Genomic DNA, 17007 nt, shown 5'->3' with positions numbered 1-17007 from the left:
GCTCAGGGCTCAGGGCTCAGGGCTCAGGGCTCAGGGCTCAGGGCTCAGGGCTCAGGGCTCAGCATAGGCATGGACATAGGTGCAGCGCACGGAAGGGAACCCCCGATCTGAGAACCGCAGTACCTCCCAGAAAGTCGAGTACGTGGAAGCTTGTGTTTCACGTGAAACGCAAGCAGAGGGCCCTGGCGCGGCGCTAAGGATCAGACATCGCCTTGCCATTCCGGCGGCACAAGAATCCCTCTGTGCTGCCGGATGCCCGGATCATGTGAATCTTGCGACCAAACACTCGCCGAAGTGCTCGGTCATCGCTGATGGTCGAGCTGTGCAGCGATCCTATGAAACTAGGCCCCGGAGCAGAAGTACGGCATCCATGGGAGCCGGGCATCACCGGCACTTCCGCGGCTACCGTTTCACGTGAAACAAACGCGGCATGGCAGGCACATAAACAGTCGGGTGGAGCAAGCCGGCAATGCCTGGACCTGGGGAGGTAACCCGCCAGAAGGACTGTCCTCCGGGACACCGACCCATCACGTACCTCGGCACAAAGACCCAAAGACGGCTGCTCCTCTTTTCCTCAGACATTCCGTGATGCCCCCTCAACTGATACGCTGATGCACCACGGTTCCTCCGATTCCTCCGATTCCACCAAAAATATAGCTCCCCGGCTCTGACCGGGCTTTTTGTTTGTTCTGAATCCTGATTCTTCTTTGTTGCGCACAGCGCTCCAGTTCAGGCCGGCGGTACTGTGTGGCTGATTCGCCAAACGATTACACGTGCATCCAATGGAGAGGAAACTGGTGTCCGCACTGCCAGCCATCTAGCCATTCGACCATCCGTTCTTCGGATGCCCCCCACCCCCGGCTCATCTGGCGTGACCGCGGGTGGTGCCGCCGTCATTCCATGTAGCACCGGGCCCCTGGAGAACGTATACCGGTGTCGCACCCAACGCCTGCGGGAACAGGCTGCAGTGCAACCTGCCAAATTCGTGCTTCAACATGGAGAACACCTGCCATTTGCAGAAGCGTTCTGAGTGTCTGCTTGGCCGGAGGATTGGGAGTTCAAATGAAGGAAGGCCGCTGCCGTTTCACGTGAAACGGACCGTCCGCGTCTGTCCCGGATATGCTGCGCCCCTGTTCTTATGCCCGTGAAGGCTTTGCGCCTGGTAAGTCCGCCAGCGCGCAGGTTCTACGTCTTTCCGTCATCGGCGGATTCCACAACTATTCCTGGTTGCCAAAGGGTTGTTGTGACCATCGATCGGAAGTAGTGCAATCCAGTGAGCTGCCCCCAGTAGGTCGCAATCACACCCATCTAGGTCGCAATCACACCTATCCGAACGAACATGCATCCACGTAACGCGGTATGTGCGGTCAGGTATCGACACCACTTGGCCCTTTCCGGCTCCGCACAACGAGGTGTTTTACTTATGTGTTCCACGTGAAACGGACCTCCTGAGCTAGCCGTAAAGTCCCTACTGATGTCGGAATGGCATTCCACCCCGTCAGCCAGACACTTTGGAGACACTGTGCGGGCTTTGATCCCTTGGAACCCAGGACAAGAGTAGCCACAAAATTCGAGGCCCCTCTCAGTGCGGGGCACTAGGAATAAGCAGACCACGGGTTCTACCGATAAGCCGAGCAGTCTTGCCCTGTCGGCATTTCACGTGAAACGCCCTGTTCGGCTATGAGTGTTTCACGTGAAACGCTCCTAGTCGTACGTCAGTGGGAGCCAGACAGGGATGCGCGGAAGACGAACATCGAGGTTCGGTTCAGGGCAGACTTTCTAGTTTCCGCTCTCGCATTTGGTGGGTGGGCTGGCATCGCCACGTGCCCCTAGCTGTCCAGGCAAGGAGCTAGTGGAGATACCGTCTCACGATCTGCGCACGATTGTTCTGTCGAAGAGAAGACTAATGGGACGAGACTTGAGCCTTACACACAACTCGTATCAATTGCTCAGAGCCTTGAAGTTGGGCGTCCGCCTACGCTCTGAGCCGCGCGCCGACAGGTACTCACCACCTAGACAATTTTTGGGGAACAGTGGATCAGGGAAAATATCGGTTTCACGTGAAACATGGCCGTGTTTCGCGAGTGTTTATTCAATCCAATGTCCTGGATCACTCCCGTAAAAGCCAGAAGGCGCTCAAAGCGGGCTTGTTGCTTACCCAGGCAGGCAAAGGCGCATCACCCACCAAGTAAACGGCACCACCTACGGCCCCGAATACAGCAACAGTCCAGGAGTTGGCATGGCTAGTAGACCCATCCAAAAAAGAAGGGCGCCTGTTTCACGTGAAACAGGCGCCCTTCCCGAGAAGACTACTCAGCAGGAGTGGGATTCAAGACAGTCATGATGCGGTTCAGGTCATCGACGCTGGCGAACTCAATGCTGACCTTACCCTTCCGGGCCCCCAGTGTGATCTTCACATTGGTATCCAGGCGGTCTGAGAGCGAGTTTGCCAGGTAGTCCAGGCGTTCGTGGCGTGCACCAACGTTTGGCTTGGCGTCTTTCGCGGGACGGCGCAGGCCGTCAGACATTGACACAACTTCTTCGGTAGCCCGGACGGACATACCCTCCGCCACAATCTTCTGTGCCAGTTTTTCCATCTCGGCGGGATCATTGAGACCCAGCAGTGCACGGGCATGTCCAGCGGACAAAACCCCGGCCGCCAAACGGCGCTGCACCAGCGGCGGAAGCTTCATCAACCGAAGAGTGTTGGAAATCTGCGGACGCGAGCGACCAATGCGCTCCGCCAGCTCTTCGTGCGAGCATTCGAAGTCATCCAGAAGCTGCTGGTAAGCCGCTGCCTCTTCTAGCGGATTCAGTTGACTGCGGTGCAGGTTCTCCAGCAGTGCATCACGGAGGAGGTCTACGTCCTGGGTAGACCGAATGATCGCCGGCACAAAAGCAAGACCGGCTTCACGGCTTGCCCGCCAACGCCGTTCACCCATGACCAGTTCATAGGGGTGTTCCGCGTCGCCTTCGGCAGAGGGCCGCACCACAATCGGCTGGAGTACGCCGATCTCACGGATGGAGTGCACAAGCTCGGACATGTCCTCTTCATCGAAGACACTTCGCGGTTGCTTTCGGTTGGGGTGGATGGAATCAATGGCGAGCTCAGCGAAGCTGGCGCCCGGCACTTCCATCAACGTTTCACGTGAAACATCCGATTCAGGGGCGTCCGGAACCTCAGGTACAGCCGAGGGCTCAACAGGTGCCTCCTGAGCCATAGGCCCTGCTTCAGCGACGTCAGCTGCAGAAGCCGGGGTATCCGATGCAACGGAGCGCTTGCGGGCCGCAGCGGGCTTGCTGACAGGCCTAGCGGCGGCCTCCTCAGCAGTCTTGTCGACCTTCCCCGCCGGCTTCACGGGTGCATTGGACGCTTTCTTCGCCTCAGGCTCTCCGGATACGGGGAGCAGCGCAGCGTCGTCGACCGCAGCCTTGGCTTTTGACCGCGACGTGGTTGAGCGGGCGGATGCAGCACGGCCGGCAGGCTTTTTAGGCGCCGGAGCGCGGAGAGCCTCCTTGTTGATCCCGGCACCACGTCGGGCACCAGCGGCGCGGCCAGGCGCCACCTCATCGCTGGCGGCAGCGAAGAACAGATCTACAGGCCGTCCGCCGCGCACATTCTGGGAGGTATCAGTTGTCTCAGGAGTCTCGGCACTACTGGGAATCAATGCGCCCAGACCCCGGCCCAAACCCCGACGCTTCTCGGTCATGGGTAAGTCCTTCCCTTATGCACACAGCAAGCGGCATGGATTGATTGTGAGAGTATTCTACGGTTCGTCAGTTGGAACACCCGGCATCCCTGTCGGGGTGTCTAGGCTGAACGCTGGGCGATTTCAGCGGCAGCTTCCAGATAGGACAGCGCACCACTGGATGACGGGTCGTAGGTCATCACGGTCTGCTGGTAGCTGGGAGCCTCTGAGATGCGGACAGAACGCGGTACGACGGCGTTGAGCACCTGCTCCGGGAAGTGTTCGCGGACCTCGGCTGCGACCTGTGCTGCCAGGTTGGTGCGGCCGTCATACATCGTGAGCAGGATCGTGGAAACAACCAATTCAGCATTCAGGTGCTTCTGGATCATCTCAATGTTCTTCAGCAGCTGGCTCAGTCCCTCAAGCGCGTAGTACTCGCACTGGATCGGGATGAGGACTTCTTTCGCGGCGACAAAGGCGTTGACAGTCAACAGGCCAAGGCTTGGCGGGCAGTCAATGAAGATGTAGTCCAGCCGCTCTTCTCCGGCCTTCTTGCGCTCCGCGGCATAGACGTCGATGGCGCGGCGGAGCCGCTGCTCCCGGGCCACGAGCGAAACCAGTTCAATTTCCGCACCGGCCAGGTGGATCGTCGCCGGCGCACAGATCAGGTTCTGGATATCCGGGCATTGGGCAACAACCTTGCCCAAGGGAAGGTCATCGATCAGCACATCATAAATGCTCTCAACCTCGGCCCGGTGATCGATTCCGAGAGCCGTGGAGGCATTGCCCTGCGGATCAATGTCGATGACGAGCACGTTAAGGCCGGCAGTTGCCAGGCCCGCAGCCAAGTTGACCGTGGTGGTCGTCTTGCCCACGCCACCCTTTTGGTTACTAACCGTCATGATGCGGGTTTCGGCCGGGCGCGGCAGTACTCGTCCGCGGAGCCGCTCACGGCGCCGGTTTTCGCTGGCGAGCTCGCGGGCCAGTGGTGTGCTCTCGTCCATCAGATCCATAACGTCTACCGACTCCGACGGAACCACCGCCTGGCCGGCTACACCACCTTCACTGGTCTCGGGAACAGGCACAAGGGATGCGCCGGCAGACAACGTTGCAACAGCATCGCCTGTTTCACGTGAAACAGGCAAGGGAGCCTCTGGTTCTGAAACTTTTTCCGGTTGATTCCTTGAAAACGGGGAAGAGAACGCAGAACCCAGTGCAGCAAAGGGGGGAATTCGTTTTGCGGCAGAATCGCGCACACTCACCTGGACATGCTCACTTTCACAACATAAGGCATCACTGCCACTAGCCTATCGGCTGCCCCGCCAAAACCCCGGATCGGTCGGGGCATGTATAAAAACGCGTTCAGGCCCTACACCACAATCCGGACGACGGTGGTGTGTTCTTCAAGCACATCCTCGCCGGCCGTGACCACCGAGGTTTCCTTTCCACCCAGCCGGCGGATCTGCTTCGCGGCCTTTGCAATTTCTTCCGCGGCGCTGCGGCCCTTGATGGCCAGCACTTCACCGTGCCCGTTCAGCAGCGGAATCGTCAGCCCCGCAAGGCCGGACAGTGCGGAGACGGCACGGGCGGTTACGACGTCGACGTCGACTGTCCCAACCACCTGCTCGGCACGTCCACGGATCACCACTACGTTTTCCAGTCCCAGGTCATCAATGACCTCGTTGAGCCAGATCACCCGGCGTTCCAGGGGCTCAATCAGGGTCATCTGCAGGTCGGGACGGGCAATCGCCAGGCACAACCCTGGAAGACCCGCACCGGAACCGACATCGGCTACCTTGCTGGAGTCCGGGATCAGGTCCGCGACGACCGCACAGTTCAGCACATGCCTGCTCCAAAGACGCGGAACTTCGCGCGGACCCAGCAGCCCGCGTTCCATCCCGGACGTGGCCAGATGCTCCACATAGCGCTCAGCCAGCGGCAGCCGCTGACCGAATACCTTGACCGCCGCCTCGTGCTCGGCAGGCGTAATTTCAACCACGAAAACAGATCCTTGTCTTAGCGAAAATCCGGCCCTATGACCTAGGAATCGGTGAGGGACACCACAATATGGCGGGAGGATCCTTCACCCTCGGACTCGCTCAGAAGACCAAGCTCCGCAACGGCGTCGTGGACGATTTTCCGTTCGTAGGCGCTCATCGGAGCCAGGGCGATGTCCGTACCGGACGTCTTGGCCCGGGAAACCGCGTCTTCGGCGATCCGGTGCAGTTCCTCGCTGCGCTCCTTGCGGTAGCCGGAGATATCCAGCACCAGGCGCGAGCGGTTGTCCGTTGCTGTCAGCACCGAGAGCCGGGTCAGCTCCTGGAGGGCTTCGAGGACCTCACCGTCCTGGCCAACAAGTGACTGGAGCCCCGAGTCACCGCCGTCTTCGGAAACCACGGAAATGTAGGTGCGGCCGCTGCGGACTTCGATGTCGATGTCACCATCGATGTCGGCGATGTCCAGCAGCTCTTCGAGGTAGTCAGCGGCGACGTCGCCCTCTTCCTCCAGGCGGCCGGCAGCCCCGCTCTCAGTGGGCTCCGGCAGTTCTTCCACAGACTCTTCGACGTGCTCAGTGCTCATCTTTTCTTCCTGTTCTTGCGCTGGGGCTGCTGACGCTGGGCCTTGGACAGTGCGGGGACTTCTTCAACCGGCTCGGACTTCTTCTCGCCCAGCAGGGGAACCATCGGCAGTCCCTTGCGGGCGCGCCGCTCGGCGAGAGCCTTCGCTGCCGGGGAACCCGGCGTGGGCATCCGGCGGATGACGAAGAACTGCTGCGCCATGGTCCACAGGTTTGTGGTGGTCCAGTAGATGAGGACACCAATGGGGAAGTTGATGCCGCCGATGCCGAAGACGAGGGGCAGTACATAGAGCATCATCTTCTGCTGGCGCATGAACGGGCTCTGCAGCGCCTCTTCAGACATGTTCTTCGACATGATCTGCTTCTGCGTGATGAACTGCGACGCCGTCATGGCGATGATCATGATGACCGAGAGGACGACGACGGACACGTGGCCTTCGGTGCCGAAGCCGTGCAGCAGCGAAGAGGAAAGCGGCGCGCCGAGAATGGTCGCTTCATCGAACTGCGTGATGGCGGCCGGGGTCAGGGCACCAATACCCTCTCCGCCTGCGCTGGCGCTGGAGACGCCGTTGAGCACCTGGAACAGTGCAAAGAAGAACGGCATCTGGATCAGCATGGGCAGGCAAGCCGCGAACGGGTTAGTCCCGTGCTTCTTGTACAGCGCCATCTGCTCCTGCGTCATTGCCTGGCGCGATAGCTGGTCTGTCTTGCCCTTGTACTTCTGCTGGAGCTTACGCAGGTCCGGCTGCAGGGACTGCATGCCCCGCTGGGCCTTGATCTGCTTCACGAAGACAGGAATCAGCGCGGCCCGGATAACGATCACCAGGCCGATGATGGACAGTGTCCAGGTCCAACCGGATGCGGCATCCATTCCGAGGAATACGAATCCCTCGTGGAAGATCCACATGATCCATGACACCACCCACTTGAAGGGGAACAGTATCGTTTCGAAGAAACCCATTTACTCTCCTCAAGCCGCCGAGCGGCTGTCTTCGTCTGCTGGAATCACGGGATGATTCAGCACAATAATCCTGGGGACCGATTCCTGCGGCCAGGTCCGGTGGCCTTCGGGCACATGGTCCACTCCGCCGTCGTTCCAGGGATGGCAGCGGATAAGCCGCCGCGCAGCGAGCCACGAGCCCTTGACGGCACCGTGGACGGTGACGGCTTCAAGGGCGTATGCCGAACATGATGGAAAGAAGCGGCACACAGGACCGTAAAGCGGGGACACCACCTTGCGGTACGCGATCAGAAGTCCGATTAGAACAGTCCGGGGAAGGTGCCAGAAAAAACGCACAAGTGAAAGGAAAATGGCAGCGGTAAAAGACGCCTTCGCCGGTTTGCTACCGGTGCGGCCCATCTTTTGCCCCCTCCCTCACCTTTGTGGTCACTGCCGAGAAAGCTTGCCGATGCATGCAGAGAGGGCACCAGCGTAGTCGGCACTCAATTGCGCCCACGATGCCGATGCCGCCGACGGCAGTGCCCTGACAACAATGTCCAGCCCCGTGGGGTGGTCGGCCAGGCTCTGCGCTGCTGCTTCCCTCAGTCTTCTCTTAACGAGGTTACGTGTCACGGCGTTCCCGACGGCTTTCGACACAATGAACCCGACGCGCGTGGGCGCGGCCGGGTTAGGCACTGCGTATAAGACTACGTTCCGGCGCCCACTTCGGGCACCGGAACGTACAGTATGGGAAAAATCCGCCGACGAACGCACCCGGTTCCTCGCGGCCAACATTCAGGACGCCAGGACGGGGGGACAGAGCTGCGGAGGCAGCATCGGCAAACCTAAGGCAGTTTTATGCCGACAGTTCGGTACGGCCCTTGCCACGGCGTGCGGAAAGAATGGCACGGCCGGCACGGGTGCGCATGCGAAGGCGGAAGCCGTGCTTCTTGGCACGACGGCGGTTATTCGGCTGAAAAGTCCGCTTGCTCACGGTGGTTACTCCAAGACAATCTGCGCTGGCGCTTGCTGCATCAAGGGGGAAAGCGCAAGCGGCTGCTCATTTCATGTGACTGACTACGCTCAACCCGGACCTGGACCCTGATTCCCAGAACCCTGAAGGGCATGAATGAGTGCAGATAGCAGACACAAAGGACTACTCAACGTTAGGTGAGACCCCGTTGCCAGTCAAACTGGGAGTGCACGGGTTGTTCATACCGTTTCTTCCACACCTGTGGACAAGTGCCGCAGCCGGTTCCCCGAAGCGTAGTGTGAGTCCCGCCCCAAGTCACGCAGGGGCGCCGGATTCCAGCTACCGACAGCCGAATTGATGCTCTAGGCTTGGCGCTGGGTCATTTATCCACGACTGTGCATAACTCTGTGGATGAACCTTCGGGATCCAGGCCTGGATTCCGGTTTCTTAGAACTCCCTTCAGGGGCGTCACGAGAGGTTTTTGTGGGTACGGACGAAATCAACGATGTCGGCAGCTCCTGGCGCAAGGTCATCAGGACGCTGGAATCCGATGACAGGGTTTCTCCCCGCCAGCGCGGATTCGTGGTCCTGGCCCAAGCTCAGGGCCTGATCGGTACCACCCTTCTGGTCGCCGTTCCCAATGAACTGACCCGCGAGGTCCTGCAGACCCAGCTGAAGAACATCCTCGACGAAGTCCTTAAGACCGTCTTTCAGGCGGACATCCAGTGCGCCTTCGTGATCGACGCCGATCTGACTCCCGTGGCCAAGGCAGAACCGGAGCCCGAGCCCGAAGAACCTGCGCCGTCCCCCGTCCCGACCGGCGAGAGCGCACCGTCCCCGACTCCGCCGAGCACTTCGCATGAGTTTGGCCGGCTGAACCCCAAGTACGTTTTTGAGACTTTTGTCATCGGTTCCTCTAACCGGTTTGCCCACGCCGCTGCCGTGGCCGTGGCCGAAGCTCCGGCGAAGGCCTACAACCCGTTGTTTATTTACGGCGATTCTGGACTGGGCAAGACCCACCTGCTTCACGCCATCGGACACTATGCCCGGCACCTCTATACCGGCATCCGGGTGCGGTACGTAAATTCCGAAGAGTTCACCAATGACTTCATCAACTCCATCCGCTACGACGAGGGCGCCAGCTTCAAGCAGCTCTACCGCAACGTCGACATCCTGCTTATTGACGACATCCAGTTCCTGGCGAACAAGGATGCGACGCAGGAAGAGTTCTTCCACACCTTCAACGCGCTGCACAACCACAACAAGCAGGTGGTCATCACCTCCGACCTGCCCCCCAAGCAGCTTTCCGGCTTTGAGGAACGGATGCGTTCACGTTTCGAGTGGGGCCTGCTGACAGATGTGCAGCCGCCGGAACTGGAAACGCGTATTGCGATTCTGCGCAAAAAGGCCATCGGCGATTCCCTCAGCGCACCGGACGATGTCCTTGAATACATCGCATCGAAAATCTCCACGAACATCCGCGAACTGGAGGGAGCGCTGATCCGGGTCACGGCGTTCGCCAGCCTGAACCGGCAGCAGGTCGACGTCGGCCTCGCGGAGATTGTCCTCAAGGACTTGATTACGGACGACGGGGCCCAGGAAATTACTGCGGCTTCGATCCTCGGTCAGACCGCCGCGTACTTCCAGATCAGCCTGGAGGAACTGTGCAGCAAGTCCCGCACCCGGACCCTGGTCACCGCCCGGCAGATCGCCATGTACCTGTGCCGTGAACTGACGGATATGTCGCTTCCGAAGATCGGCCAGGAACTTGGCGGCCGTGATCACACCACCGTGATCCATGCCGACCGTAAAATCCGTGAGCTCATGGCTGAACGCCGAGCCATCTACAACCAGGTCACTGAGCTGACCAACCGCATTAAGCAGCAGCAGCGCGAAGCATAAAATCCGCGTCATGGCGCGGATGTAAGGGCCCCGAAGGGGCTCGAAATTAACACATGTGGACAAGGGTGTGGATAACCCGGTGGACAACTCCCAGTGGCGGGGATTGGCCTGTGGATACGCGGAATTACAAAATAGTTCCCAACAGCTGCACACGGCGGGTAGGCTGAGCGTCCACAGGTTATCAACAGGCTTAAAACGCCGGACCGCCACGATGAGACGACTTATCCACAGTATCCACAGGCGTTATTAACACTACGAATCTTAAGAATTTGGGTTCCACCAAATAACATCCGACCTTCTGCGCCAAACATCCGACGTTCCCTTCGGGCCGTCCTTCGTCCTGGAAAAACCTCCTGGACCGCCGTTGGTCCCTCCGTCAAAAGCAGCTGTGTCCCTTCCCAACGCGGGTGCTCTGCAGCTCTGTCTCCGCACCCCTGCGGAGACTGCCTGCCGGCGGTAAGCTGACACAGGGTATTGTTGTGATTCCCAACGGGCAGCCCGGGCGTCCTGGCCGCCCGAGATGCTCCCTCACGTGTTCATGAAATTTCAGTAGTACTGATAAGTACGTTGTGAAAGGCGGCACCCTGCAGTGAAGTTCAGAGTTGAGCGGGATGTCCTGGCCGAGGCGGTTACCTGGACAGCACGGTCCCTCTCACCCCGTCCGCCGGTCCCTGTCCTTTCCGGGCTGCTGATCAAGGCCGAATCCGGCTCCTTGAGCATTGCCAGCTTTGATTACGAGATCTCGGCACGCCTGCAGATCCCGGCCGACATCTCCGATGAAGGCACCATCCTGGTATCCGGCCGCCTGTTGGCAGAGATCTGCCGCAGCCTCCCTTCGGCCCCGGTCGACGTCGAAACAGACGGTTCGAAGGTGACCCTCACCTGCCGGAACAGCCGGTTCAACCTGGCCACCATGCCTGTTTCCGAATACCCCGAACTTCCGGCGCTCCCCGATGTCAGCGGAGTCGTGGACGGCGATGCCTTCGCCCAGGCGGTATCCCAGGTGATCATCGCCGCCAGCCGGGACGACACCCTGCCGATCCTGACCGGTGTCCGCATGGAGATCGAAGACGACCTCATCACCTTCCTGGCCACCGACCGTTACCGGCTTGCCCTCCGCGAACTCCCCTGGAAGCCGGCGACACCCGGAATTTCCACCAGTGCGTTGGTGAAGGCTAAGACCCTGAACGAAGTTGCCAAGACTCTTGGCGGCGGCGGAGACCTGAACATCGCCCTTTCCGGTGACAGCGAACTGATCGGCTTTGAAAGCGGCGGACGGCGCACCACCTCGTTGCTGGTCGACGGCGACTACCCGAAGATCCGTTCCCTCTTCCCCGATAACACGCCCATCCATGCCACTGTGGAAACGCATGCCCTGGTGGAGGCAGTCCGCCGTGTTTCCCTGGTTGCCGAACGCAACACCCCGGTTCGCCTGGCCTTCACGGACGGACAGGTAACCCTCGACGCCGGAACCGGTGAAGATGCCCAGGCTTCCGAAGCACTTGAAGCTTCCCTGGTCGGCGACGAGATCACGGTGGCCTTCAACCCGCACTACCTCAGCGAGGGCCTGGGCGCTTTCCCGAGCAAGTATGTGCGCTTTTCCTTCACCACCCCGCCGAAACCTGCGGTGATATCCGCGCAGGACGAACTCACCGGAGACGACCAGGAAGACTACCGGTACCTGTTGATGCCGGTGCGCCTGCCGAACCAGTAAAGGCTTTCAACGGCATCTCGAGAGCCTTTTCCGTCCACCCCGCGTGGACAATGGAGAGAGGAACCGACATGCACATTGGCCTTATCGGACTGGGAAAAATGGGTTTCAGCATGCGTGAGCGGCTGAGGCGAAACGGAATCCAGGTGACGGGGTTCGACAGGAACCCCGTCGTGAGCGACGTTGGGTCCCTGACGGAACTCGCCGCGGTGCTGCCGGCACCGCGCATCGCGTGGGTTATGGTTCCGAGCGGTGAAACCACGGCTGCGGTCATCAACGATCTTTCGGAGCTGCTTTCCGCAGGGGACCTGGTGATCGAGGGAGGCAACTCCCGCTACACCGAGGACCAGCTACATGCCGACAAACTGGGTTCCGAGGGGATCAGGTATCTGGACTGCGGTGTTTCCGGAGGCGTCTGGGGCAAGGACAACGGCTACGCCCTTATGGTCGGCGGCGACCCCACCGACGTCGCTGAGGCCATGCCGGTCTTTGACGCACTGCGTCCGTCCGGTGCGCGGGCAGACAGCTTCGTCCACGCAGGTGCCACAGGTGCCGGGCACTACGCCAAAATGGTGCACAACGGGATCGAATACGGGCTGATGCAGGCCTACGCCGAAGGCTACGAACTGCTCGCCGCGCAGGAAAACGTCAATGATGTTCCGGGCATCCTGCGAGCCTGGCAGGAAGGAACCGTAATCCGTTCCTGGCTTTTGGAACTGGCCGTCCATGCGCTCGAGGACGATCCGGGCCTCACCCGGGTAGCTGGTTATGTGGAAGATTCCGGCGAGGGCCGCTGGACCGTCGAGGAAGCCATGAAGGCCGAAGTTCCAACCCCGGCAATCGCTGCCGCCGTGTTCGCCCGGTTTGCCTCCAGGCAGGAGGATTCCCCCGCCATGAAACTGGTGGCTGCGCTTCGCGGGCAGTTCGGCGGTCATGCCGTGAAACCGGCCGAATCGGCCGTCGACGCCGGTGAGACCGGTGCGGCGCCAAGTGCTGCAGAGCAGGCGGTCGGGGACTCCGGCGGACCCGAATAGCTGACGGTAGGCTGGTGGCGGACCCGGAAACACAGGGGCCGGTGTCAGGCCGGAACGGACTTGAGTAAACGGACAGGATGGAAATACCAGGTGGAGCAGCGTGTACGTTGATTACCTTTCGCTGACGGGATTCCGCAGCTACGGGCAGCTTGACCTGAGCCTGAAACCCGGTGTGAGCGTCTTCGTTGGGCCCAACGGCACAGGTAAGACCAACATCGTCGAGTCCATTGGTTACCTCGCCTCGTTGTCCTCCCACCGGGTCAGTTCCGATGCCCCGCTGGTGGCCTTCGACGCGGAACAGGCCCTGGTCCGGGCCCGGGTAGTCCGCGGAAAGCAAGCGACGGCGCTGGAAGTCGAAATCAATCCTGGCCGCGCCAACCGGGCCAGGATCAACCGTGCCAATCCGGTCCGCGCCCGGGACATCCTTGGCATCTGCCGCACGGTGCTTTTTGCACCGGAGGACCTTGCCTTGGTCAAGGGCGATCCTTCCGCCCGCCGCAAGTTCCTGGATGACCTGATCGTTTCGCTCCTGCCCCGGCATGCAGCGACCCGCGCCGACTATGAACGTGTTCTCAAACAACGCAATGCGCTGTTGAAATCGGCCCGGACCAGCGGCCGGTTCACCTCCGCCCACGAGGCGACGCTGGAAGTATGGGACCACCACATGGCGGCCGCCGGAGCGCAGCTGGTTGCAGCACGCCTACAGGCCATGGATCGGCTCAGCCCCCACCTTGAGGGTGCCTACAAAGACCTGACCGACGGTTCAAAGGCTGCCCGCGGCGTCTACCGCTCAACCCTGCTGGGACAGGTGGACGACGACGGCGCCGCCGACGGGCCCGCGGATTCCGCCGACCTGCTGGGGCTGGGACAGGAAGAACTGCAGGAGAGATTCCTGCAGGCGTTCGCCGCCAACCGGAAGCGTGAAATTGACCGCGGGATCTCCCTGGTTGGGCCACACCGGGACGAAGTGGAGCTTGTGCTCGGGCAGGCACCGGCCAAGGGCTATGCCTCCCACGGCGAAACCTGGTCACTGGCGCTGGCCATGCGGCTGGCCTCCTACTACCTGCTGCGGGACGACGACGACACCCCCGGATCGGGTCCCATCCTGATTCTGGACGACGTCTTTGCCGAACTCGATTCCAGCCGCCGGGAGCGGCTGTCGGACATTGTGGCCGGCGCCGAACAGGTGCTGGTGACCGCCGCGGTGGCGGAGGACATCCCTGCCGCCCTATCCGGTGAACAGATACCGGTGATTCCGGGAGGCGTCAGTGTTGCCACCGGATGACACCCCCCAGCCGGATGGATCCGGCGATGACCGTCCGGATGCGGCCAGGGAACAGCTGAACCGGATGCGCGAGGCGGCTCAGTCACGCGGTAACCAGCGGGTGCCGGTGAGCCGCCGCAAGCAGGGACAACGCCGGCAGACCCCTTTTATCCCCGGGGAGTACACCGGACGGGATCCGCAGGGACTGGGCAAGGTCTTTAGCCGCTTCGTCAATGAGCGCGGCTGGAACTCACCCGTAGCCGTCGGTTCCGTGATTTCCCGGTGGGAGGAGCTGGTGGGCCCGGATGTCAGCGCTCACTGCAAACCGGAATCCTTCTCCGACACCACGGTTCAGGTCCGCTGTGACTCGACCGCCTGGGCCACGCAGCTGCGCCTGCTGCGTTCCACGCTGATTGCCCGGTTCGACGCCGAGCTGGGCGCCGGCGTCGTCACGCGCATCGAGGTGATCGGGCCCGCAGCACCGAACTGGCGCAAGGGACTGCGCAGCGTCAAAGGCAGGGGACCGCGGGATACCTACGGCTAGGGATTGCTGGTGTGCATGTGAAAAAAAGTCATTGATATATGACCGCGTTTATGCTCTCCTTCACACCCGCTGCGCGGTGCTTAGCGGGGTGAAAAACCCTCCGGACGTATCGGGCCTCATCGGACGGCAAGAAAATGGCTCAAAACCCGCTTTAGTGGCCGCTGGTGGGGTGTTTTGGCGCGCAAAGATACCCTTAGCACGGTAGAATTGGTAGCAGAGGCGCCCTCTCCCGCTGGACAGGGTGCCAAATTCTGACCGACACAAGAGGAGTCGACAGCACCTGTGGCTAACGACAATGAGCTAAACAACACGGAGCCCGCCCCCCAGGAAAACAGCGAACCTCAGGCCCCGCACGAATACGGCGCCAACGAGATTACTGTGCTGGAAGGCCTGGAAGCCGTCCGTAAGCGCCCGGGCATGTACATCGGCTCCACCGGTCCCCGCGGCCTGCACCACCTGGTTTACGAAGTGGTGGACAACTCGGTGGATGAAGCCCTCGCCGGCTACTGCGACCGCATCGATGTGACCCTCCAGGCCGACGGCGGCGTCCGGGTCACCGACAACGGCCGCGGCATCCCGGTGGATCTGCACCCGACGGAAAACATCCCCACGGTCCAGGTTGTGATGACCATCCTGCACGCCGGCGGCAAATTCGGCGGCGGCGGTTACGCCGTGTCCGGTGGCCTGCACGGCGTGGGTATCTCCGTTGTCAACGCCCTCTCCTCCCGGGTGGAAACCGAAATCAAGCGTCAGGGCTTTGTCTGGCGGCAGACCTTCGAAAACGGCGGCCACCCCGTTGGCGGGCTGCGCCAGGGCGACGCCACCGAGGAAACCGGTACCACTCAGACCTTCTACCCGGACCCGGAGATCTTCGAATCGACGGAGTTCGACTTCGAGACGCTGCGCGCACGGTTCCAGCAGATGGCGTTCCTGAACAAGGGCCTGCGCATTGTGCTCACCGATGAGCGTGCCGCCGATGAAACCGTCGCGGAGATAGCCGAAGACGACGCCGACTCCGCTGACAACGCGCCGAAGCACCGCACCGTGGACTACATGTATGCCAACGGCCTGCTGGACTACGTCCAGCACCTGAACAGCTCCAAAAAGGTCGACGTCATCCACGACGACATCATTGCCTTCGAAACCGAAGACAATGACAAGAAGATGGCCGTTGAAATGGCCCTGCAGTGGACGACGTCGTACTCCGAGAGCGTCCACACCTACGCGAACACGATCAATACCCATGAGGGCGGCACGCACGAAGAAGGCTTCCGTGCAGCCATGACCTCGCTGATCAACCGCTACGCCCGCGAGAAGAACATCATCAAGGAAAAGGATGACAACCTCACCGGTGACGACATCCGTGAGGGCCTCACCGCCGTCATCTCCGTGAAGATCGCCGAACCGCAGTTCGAAGGCCAGACGAAGACCAAGCTTGGCAACTCTGAGGTCAAGGGGTTCGTGCAGCGCGTGGTCACCGACCAGCTGGGCGACTGGCTCGAGCGCAACCCCACCAACGCACGCGAAGTCATCCGTAAGTCCATCCAGGCTTCCCAGGCCCGGCTGGCCGCGCGCAAGGCCCGCGAATCCACCCGCCGCAAGGGACTGCTGGAATCCGGCGGTATGCCCGGAAAGCTCAAGGACTGTTCCTCCAAGGACCCGTCCCGGTCCGAAATCTACATTGTGGAGGGCGACTCTGCAGGCGGTTCCGCCGTCCGCGGCCGCAACCCGGAGACCCAGGCAATCCTGCCGCTGCGCGGCAAGATCCTCAACGTTGAACGCGCCCGGCTGGACCGAGCCCTCGGCAACGCCGAAGTCCAGTCCATGATCACGGCGTTCGGCGCCGGCATCGGTGAGGACTTCGACGTGGAAAAGGCCCGCTACCACAAGATTGTGCTGATGGCCGATGCAGACGTGGACGGCCAGCACATCACCACCCTGCTGCTGACGCTGCTCTTCCGCTACATGCGCCCGCTGATTGAGCAGGGCTACGTGTACCTGGCACAGCCGCCGCTGTACCGCATCAAGTGGTCTAACCACCCGCATGACTACGTCTACAGCGACCGGGAACGGGACGAGACCGTGGCCCGCGGCCTGGCCAACAACCAGCGCCTTCCCAAGGAAAACGGAATCCAGCGCTACAAGGGCCTGGGTGAAATGGACTACACGGAACTCTGGGACACCACCATGGACCCGGACCACCGCACCCTCCTCCAGGTCACCATGGACGATGCCGCTTCTGCGGACCAGATCTTCTCGGTGCTTATGGGCGAGGACGTCGAATCACGCCGAAACTTCATCCAGCAGAACGCCAAGGATGTGCGTTTCCTCGACATCTGATGCTTTTCCCCGGCCGCTGCGGCGGCCGGGGA

At 61.1% G+C, this 17007-nt stretch carries 14 protein-coding genes; 6 read left to right on the top strand and 8 right to left on the bottom strand.

From position 1 onward, the window contains the following. Positions 1-2309: 2309 nt before the first annotated feature. From RTN46_RS02960 to rpmH, 8 genes are all read right to left on the bottom strand, one after another. Positions 2310-3710, bottom strand: coding sequence for a ParB/RepB/Spo0J family partition protein (locus tag RTN46_RS02960; RefSeq protein WP_312178933.1), 1401 nt, complete (start codon positions 3708-3710; stop codon positions 2310-2312). A gap of 101 nt (positions 3711-3811) precedes the next feature. After that, a complete protein-coding gene (locus RTN46_RS02955; RefSeq protein WP_396157240.1) occupies positions 3812-4945 on the bottom strand; it encodes a ParA family protein in 1134 nt (377 codons plus the stop codon). A gap of 113 nt (positions 4946-5058) precedes the next feature. After that, a complete protein-coding gene (rsmG, locus tag RTN46_RS02950) occupies positions 5059-5688 on the bottom strand; it encodes a 16S rRNA (guanine(527)-N(7))-methyltransferase RsmG (RefSeq protein ID WP_312178931.1) in 630 nt (209 codons plus the stop codon). A 41-nt stretch (positions 5689-5729) separates the two neighbouring features. Further along, the gene (locus RTN46_RS02945; protein WP_312178930.1) at positions 5730-6269 is read right to left on the bottom strand and encodes a R3H domain-containing nucleic acid-binding protein; all 540 of its coding nucleotides are present in this window, start codon (positions 6267-6269) and stop codon (positions 5730-5732) included. Next, positions 6266-7228, bottom strand: coding sequence for a membrane protein insertase YidC (gene yidC / locus RTN46_RS02940; RefSeq protein WP_312178929.1), 963 nt, complete (start codon positions 7226-7228; stop codon positions 6266-6268). Before yidC ends, RTN46_RS02945 begins: the two co-directional genes overlap by 4 nt. A gap of 9 nt (positions 7229-7237) precedes the next feature. After that, positions 7238-7627, bottom strand: a complete 390-nt coding sequence (yidD, locus tag RTN46_RS02935) for a membrane protein insertion efficiency factor YidD (protein WP_312178928.1) — start codon at positions 7625-7627, stop codon at positions 7238-7240. A 27-nt stretch (positions 7628-7654) separates the two neighbouring features. Further along, entirely contained in the window at positions 7655-8002 is a 348-nt protein-coding gene (gene rnpA, locus RTN46_RS02930) for a ribonuclease P protein component (RefSeq protein ID WP_312178927.1), read from the bottom strand. A 61-nt stretch (positions 8003-8063) separates the two neighbouring features. Next, positions 8064-8201, bottom strand: coding sequence for a 50S ribosomal protein L34 (rpmH, locus tag RTN46_RS02925; RefSeq protein WP_022892375.1), 138 nt, complete (start codon positions 8199-8201; stop codon positions 8064-8066). Positions 8202-8663: 462 nt separating this feature from the next. On the opposite strand from rpmH, the gene dnaA reads away from it, so the two are divergent. From dnaA to gyrB, 6 genes are all read left to right on the top strand, one after another. After that, positions 8664-10082: a chromosomal replication initiator protein DnaA gene (gene dnaA / locus RTN46_RS02920; protein ID WP_312178926.1), complete on the top strand. Its 1419-nt coding sequence runs from the start codon at positions 8664-8666 to the stop codon at positions 10080-10082. Positions 10083-10671: 589 nt separating this feature from the next. After that, on the top strand, positions 10672-11796 hold the full coding sequence (gene dnaN / locus RTN46_RS02915; RefSeq protein ID WP_312178925.1) for a DNA polymerase III subunit beta: 1125 nt from the start codon (positions 10672-10674) through the stop codon (positions 11794-11796). 68 nt (positions 11797-11864) lie between these two features. Beyond that, positions 11865-12827, top strand: a complete 963-nt coding sequence (gnd, locus tag RTN46_RS02910) for a phosphogluconate dehydrogenase (NAD(+)-dependent, decarboxylating) (protein ID WP_312178924.1) — start codon at positions 11865-11867, stop codon at positions 12825-12827. Positions 12828-12927: 100 nt separating this feature from the next. Next, a complete protein-coding gene (recF, locus tag RTN46_RS02905) occupies positions 12928-14112 on the top strand; it encodes a DNA replication/repair protein RecF (RefSeq protein ID WP_312178923.1) in 1185 nt (394 codons plus the stop codon). Further along, positions 14096-14635: a DUF721 domain-containing protein gene (locus RTN46_RS02900; protein ID WP_396157235.1), complete on the top strand. Its 540-nt coding sequence runs from the start codon at positions 14096-14098 to the stop codon at positions 14633-14635. The genes recF and RTN46_RS02900 overlap by 17 nt, the downstream gene beginning before the upstream one ends. 282 nt (positions 14636-14917) lie before the next feature. Then, positions 14918-16975: a DNA topoisomerase (ATP-hydrolyzing) subunit B gene (gyrB, locus tag RTN46_RS02895; protein WP_312178922.1), complete on the top strand. Its 2058-nt coding sequence runs from the start codon at positions 14918-14920 to the stop codon at positions 16973-16975. The last annotated feature ends 32 nt before the right edge of the window (positions 16976-17007 follow it).

Source organism: Arthrobacter sp., assembly GCF_031988865.1.
Taxonomy (GTDB): Bacteria; Actinomycetota; Actinomycetes; order Actinomycetales; family Micrococcaceae; genus Arthrobacter_B.
This window is presented reverse-complemented; position numbering and strand designations above follow the sequence as displayed.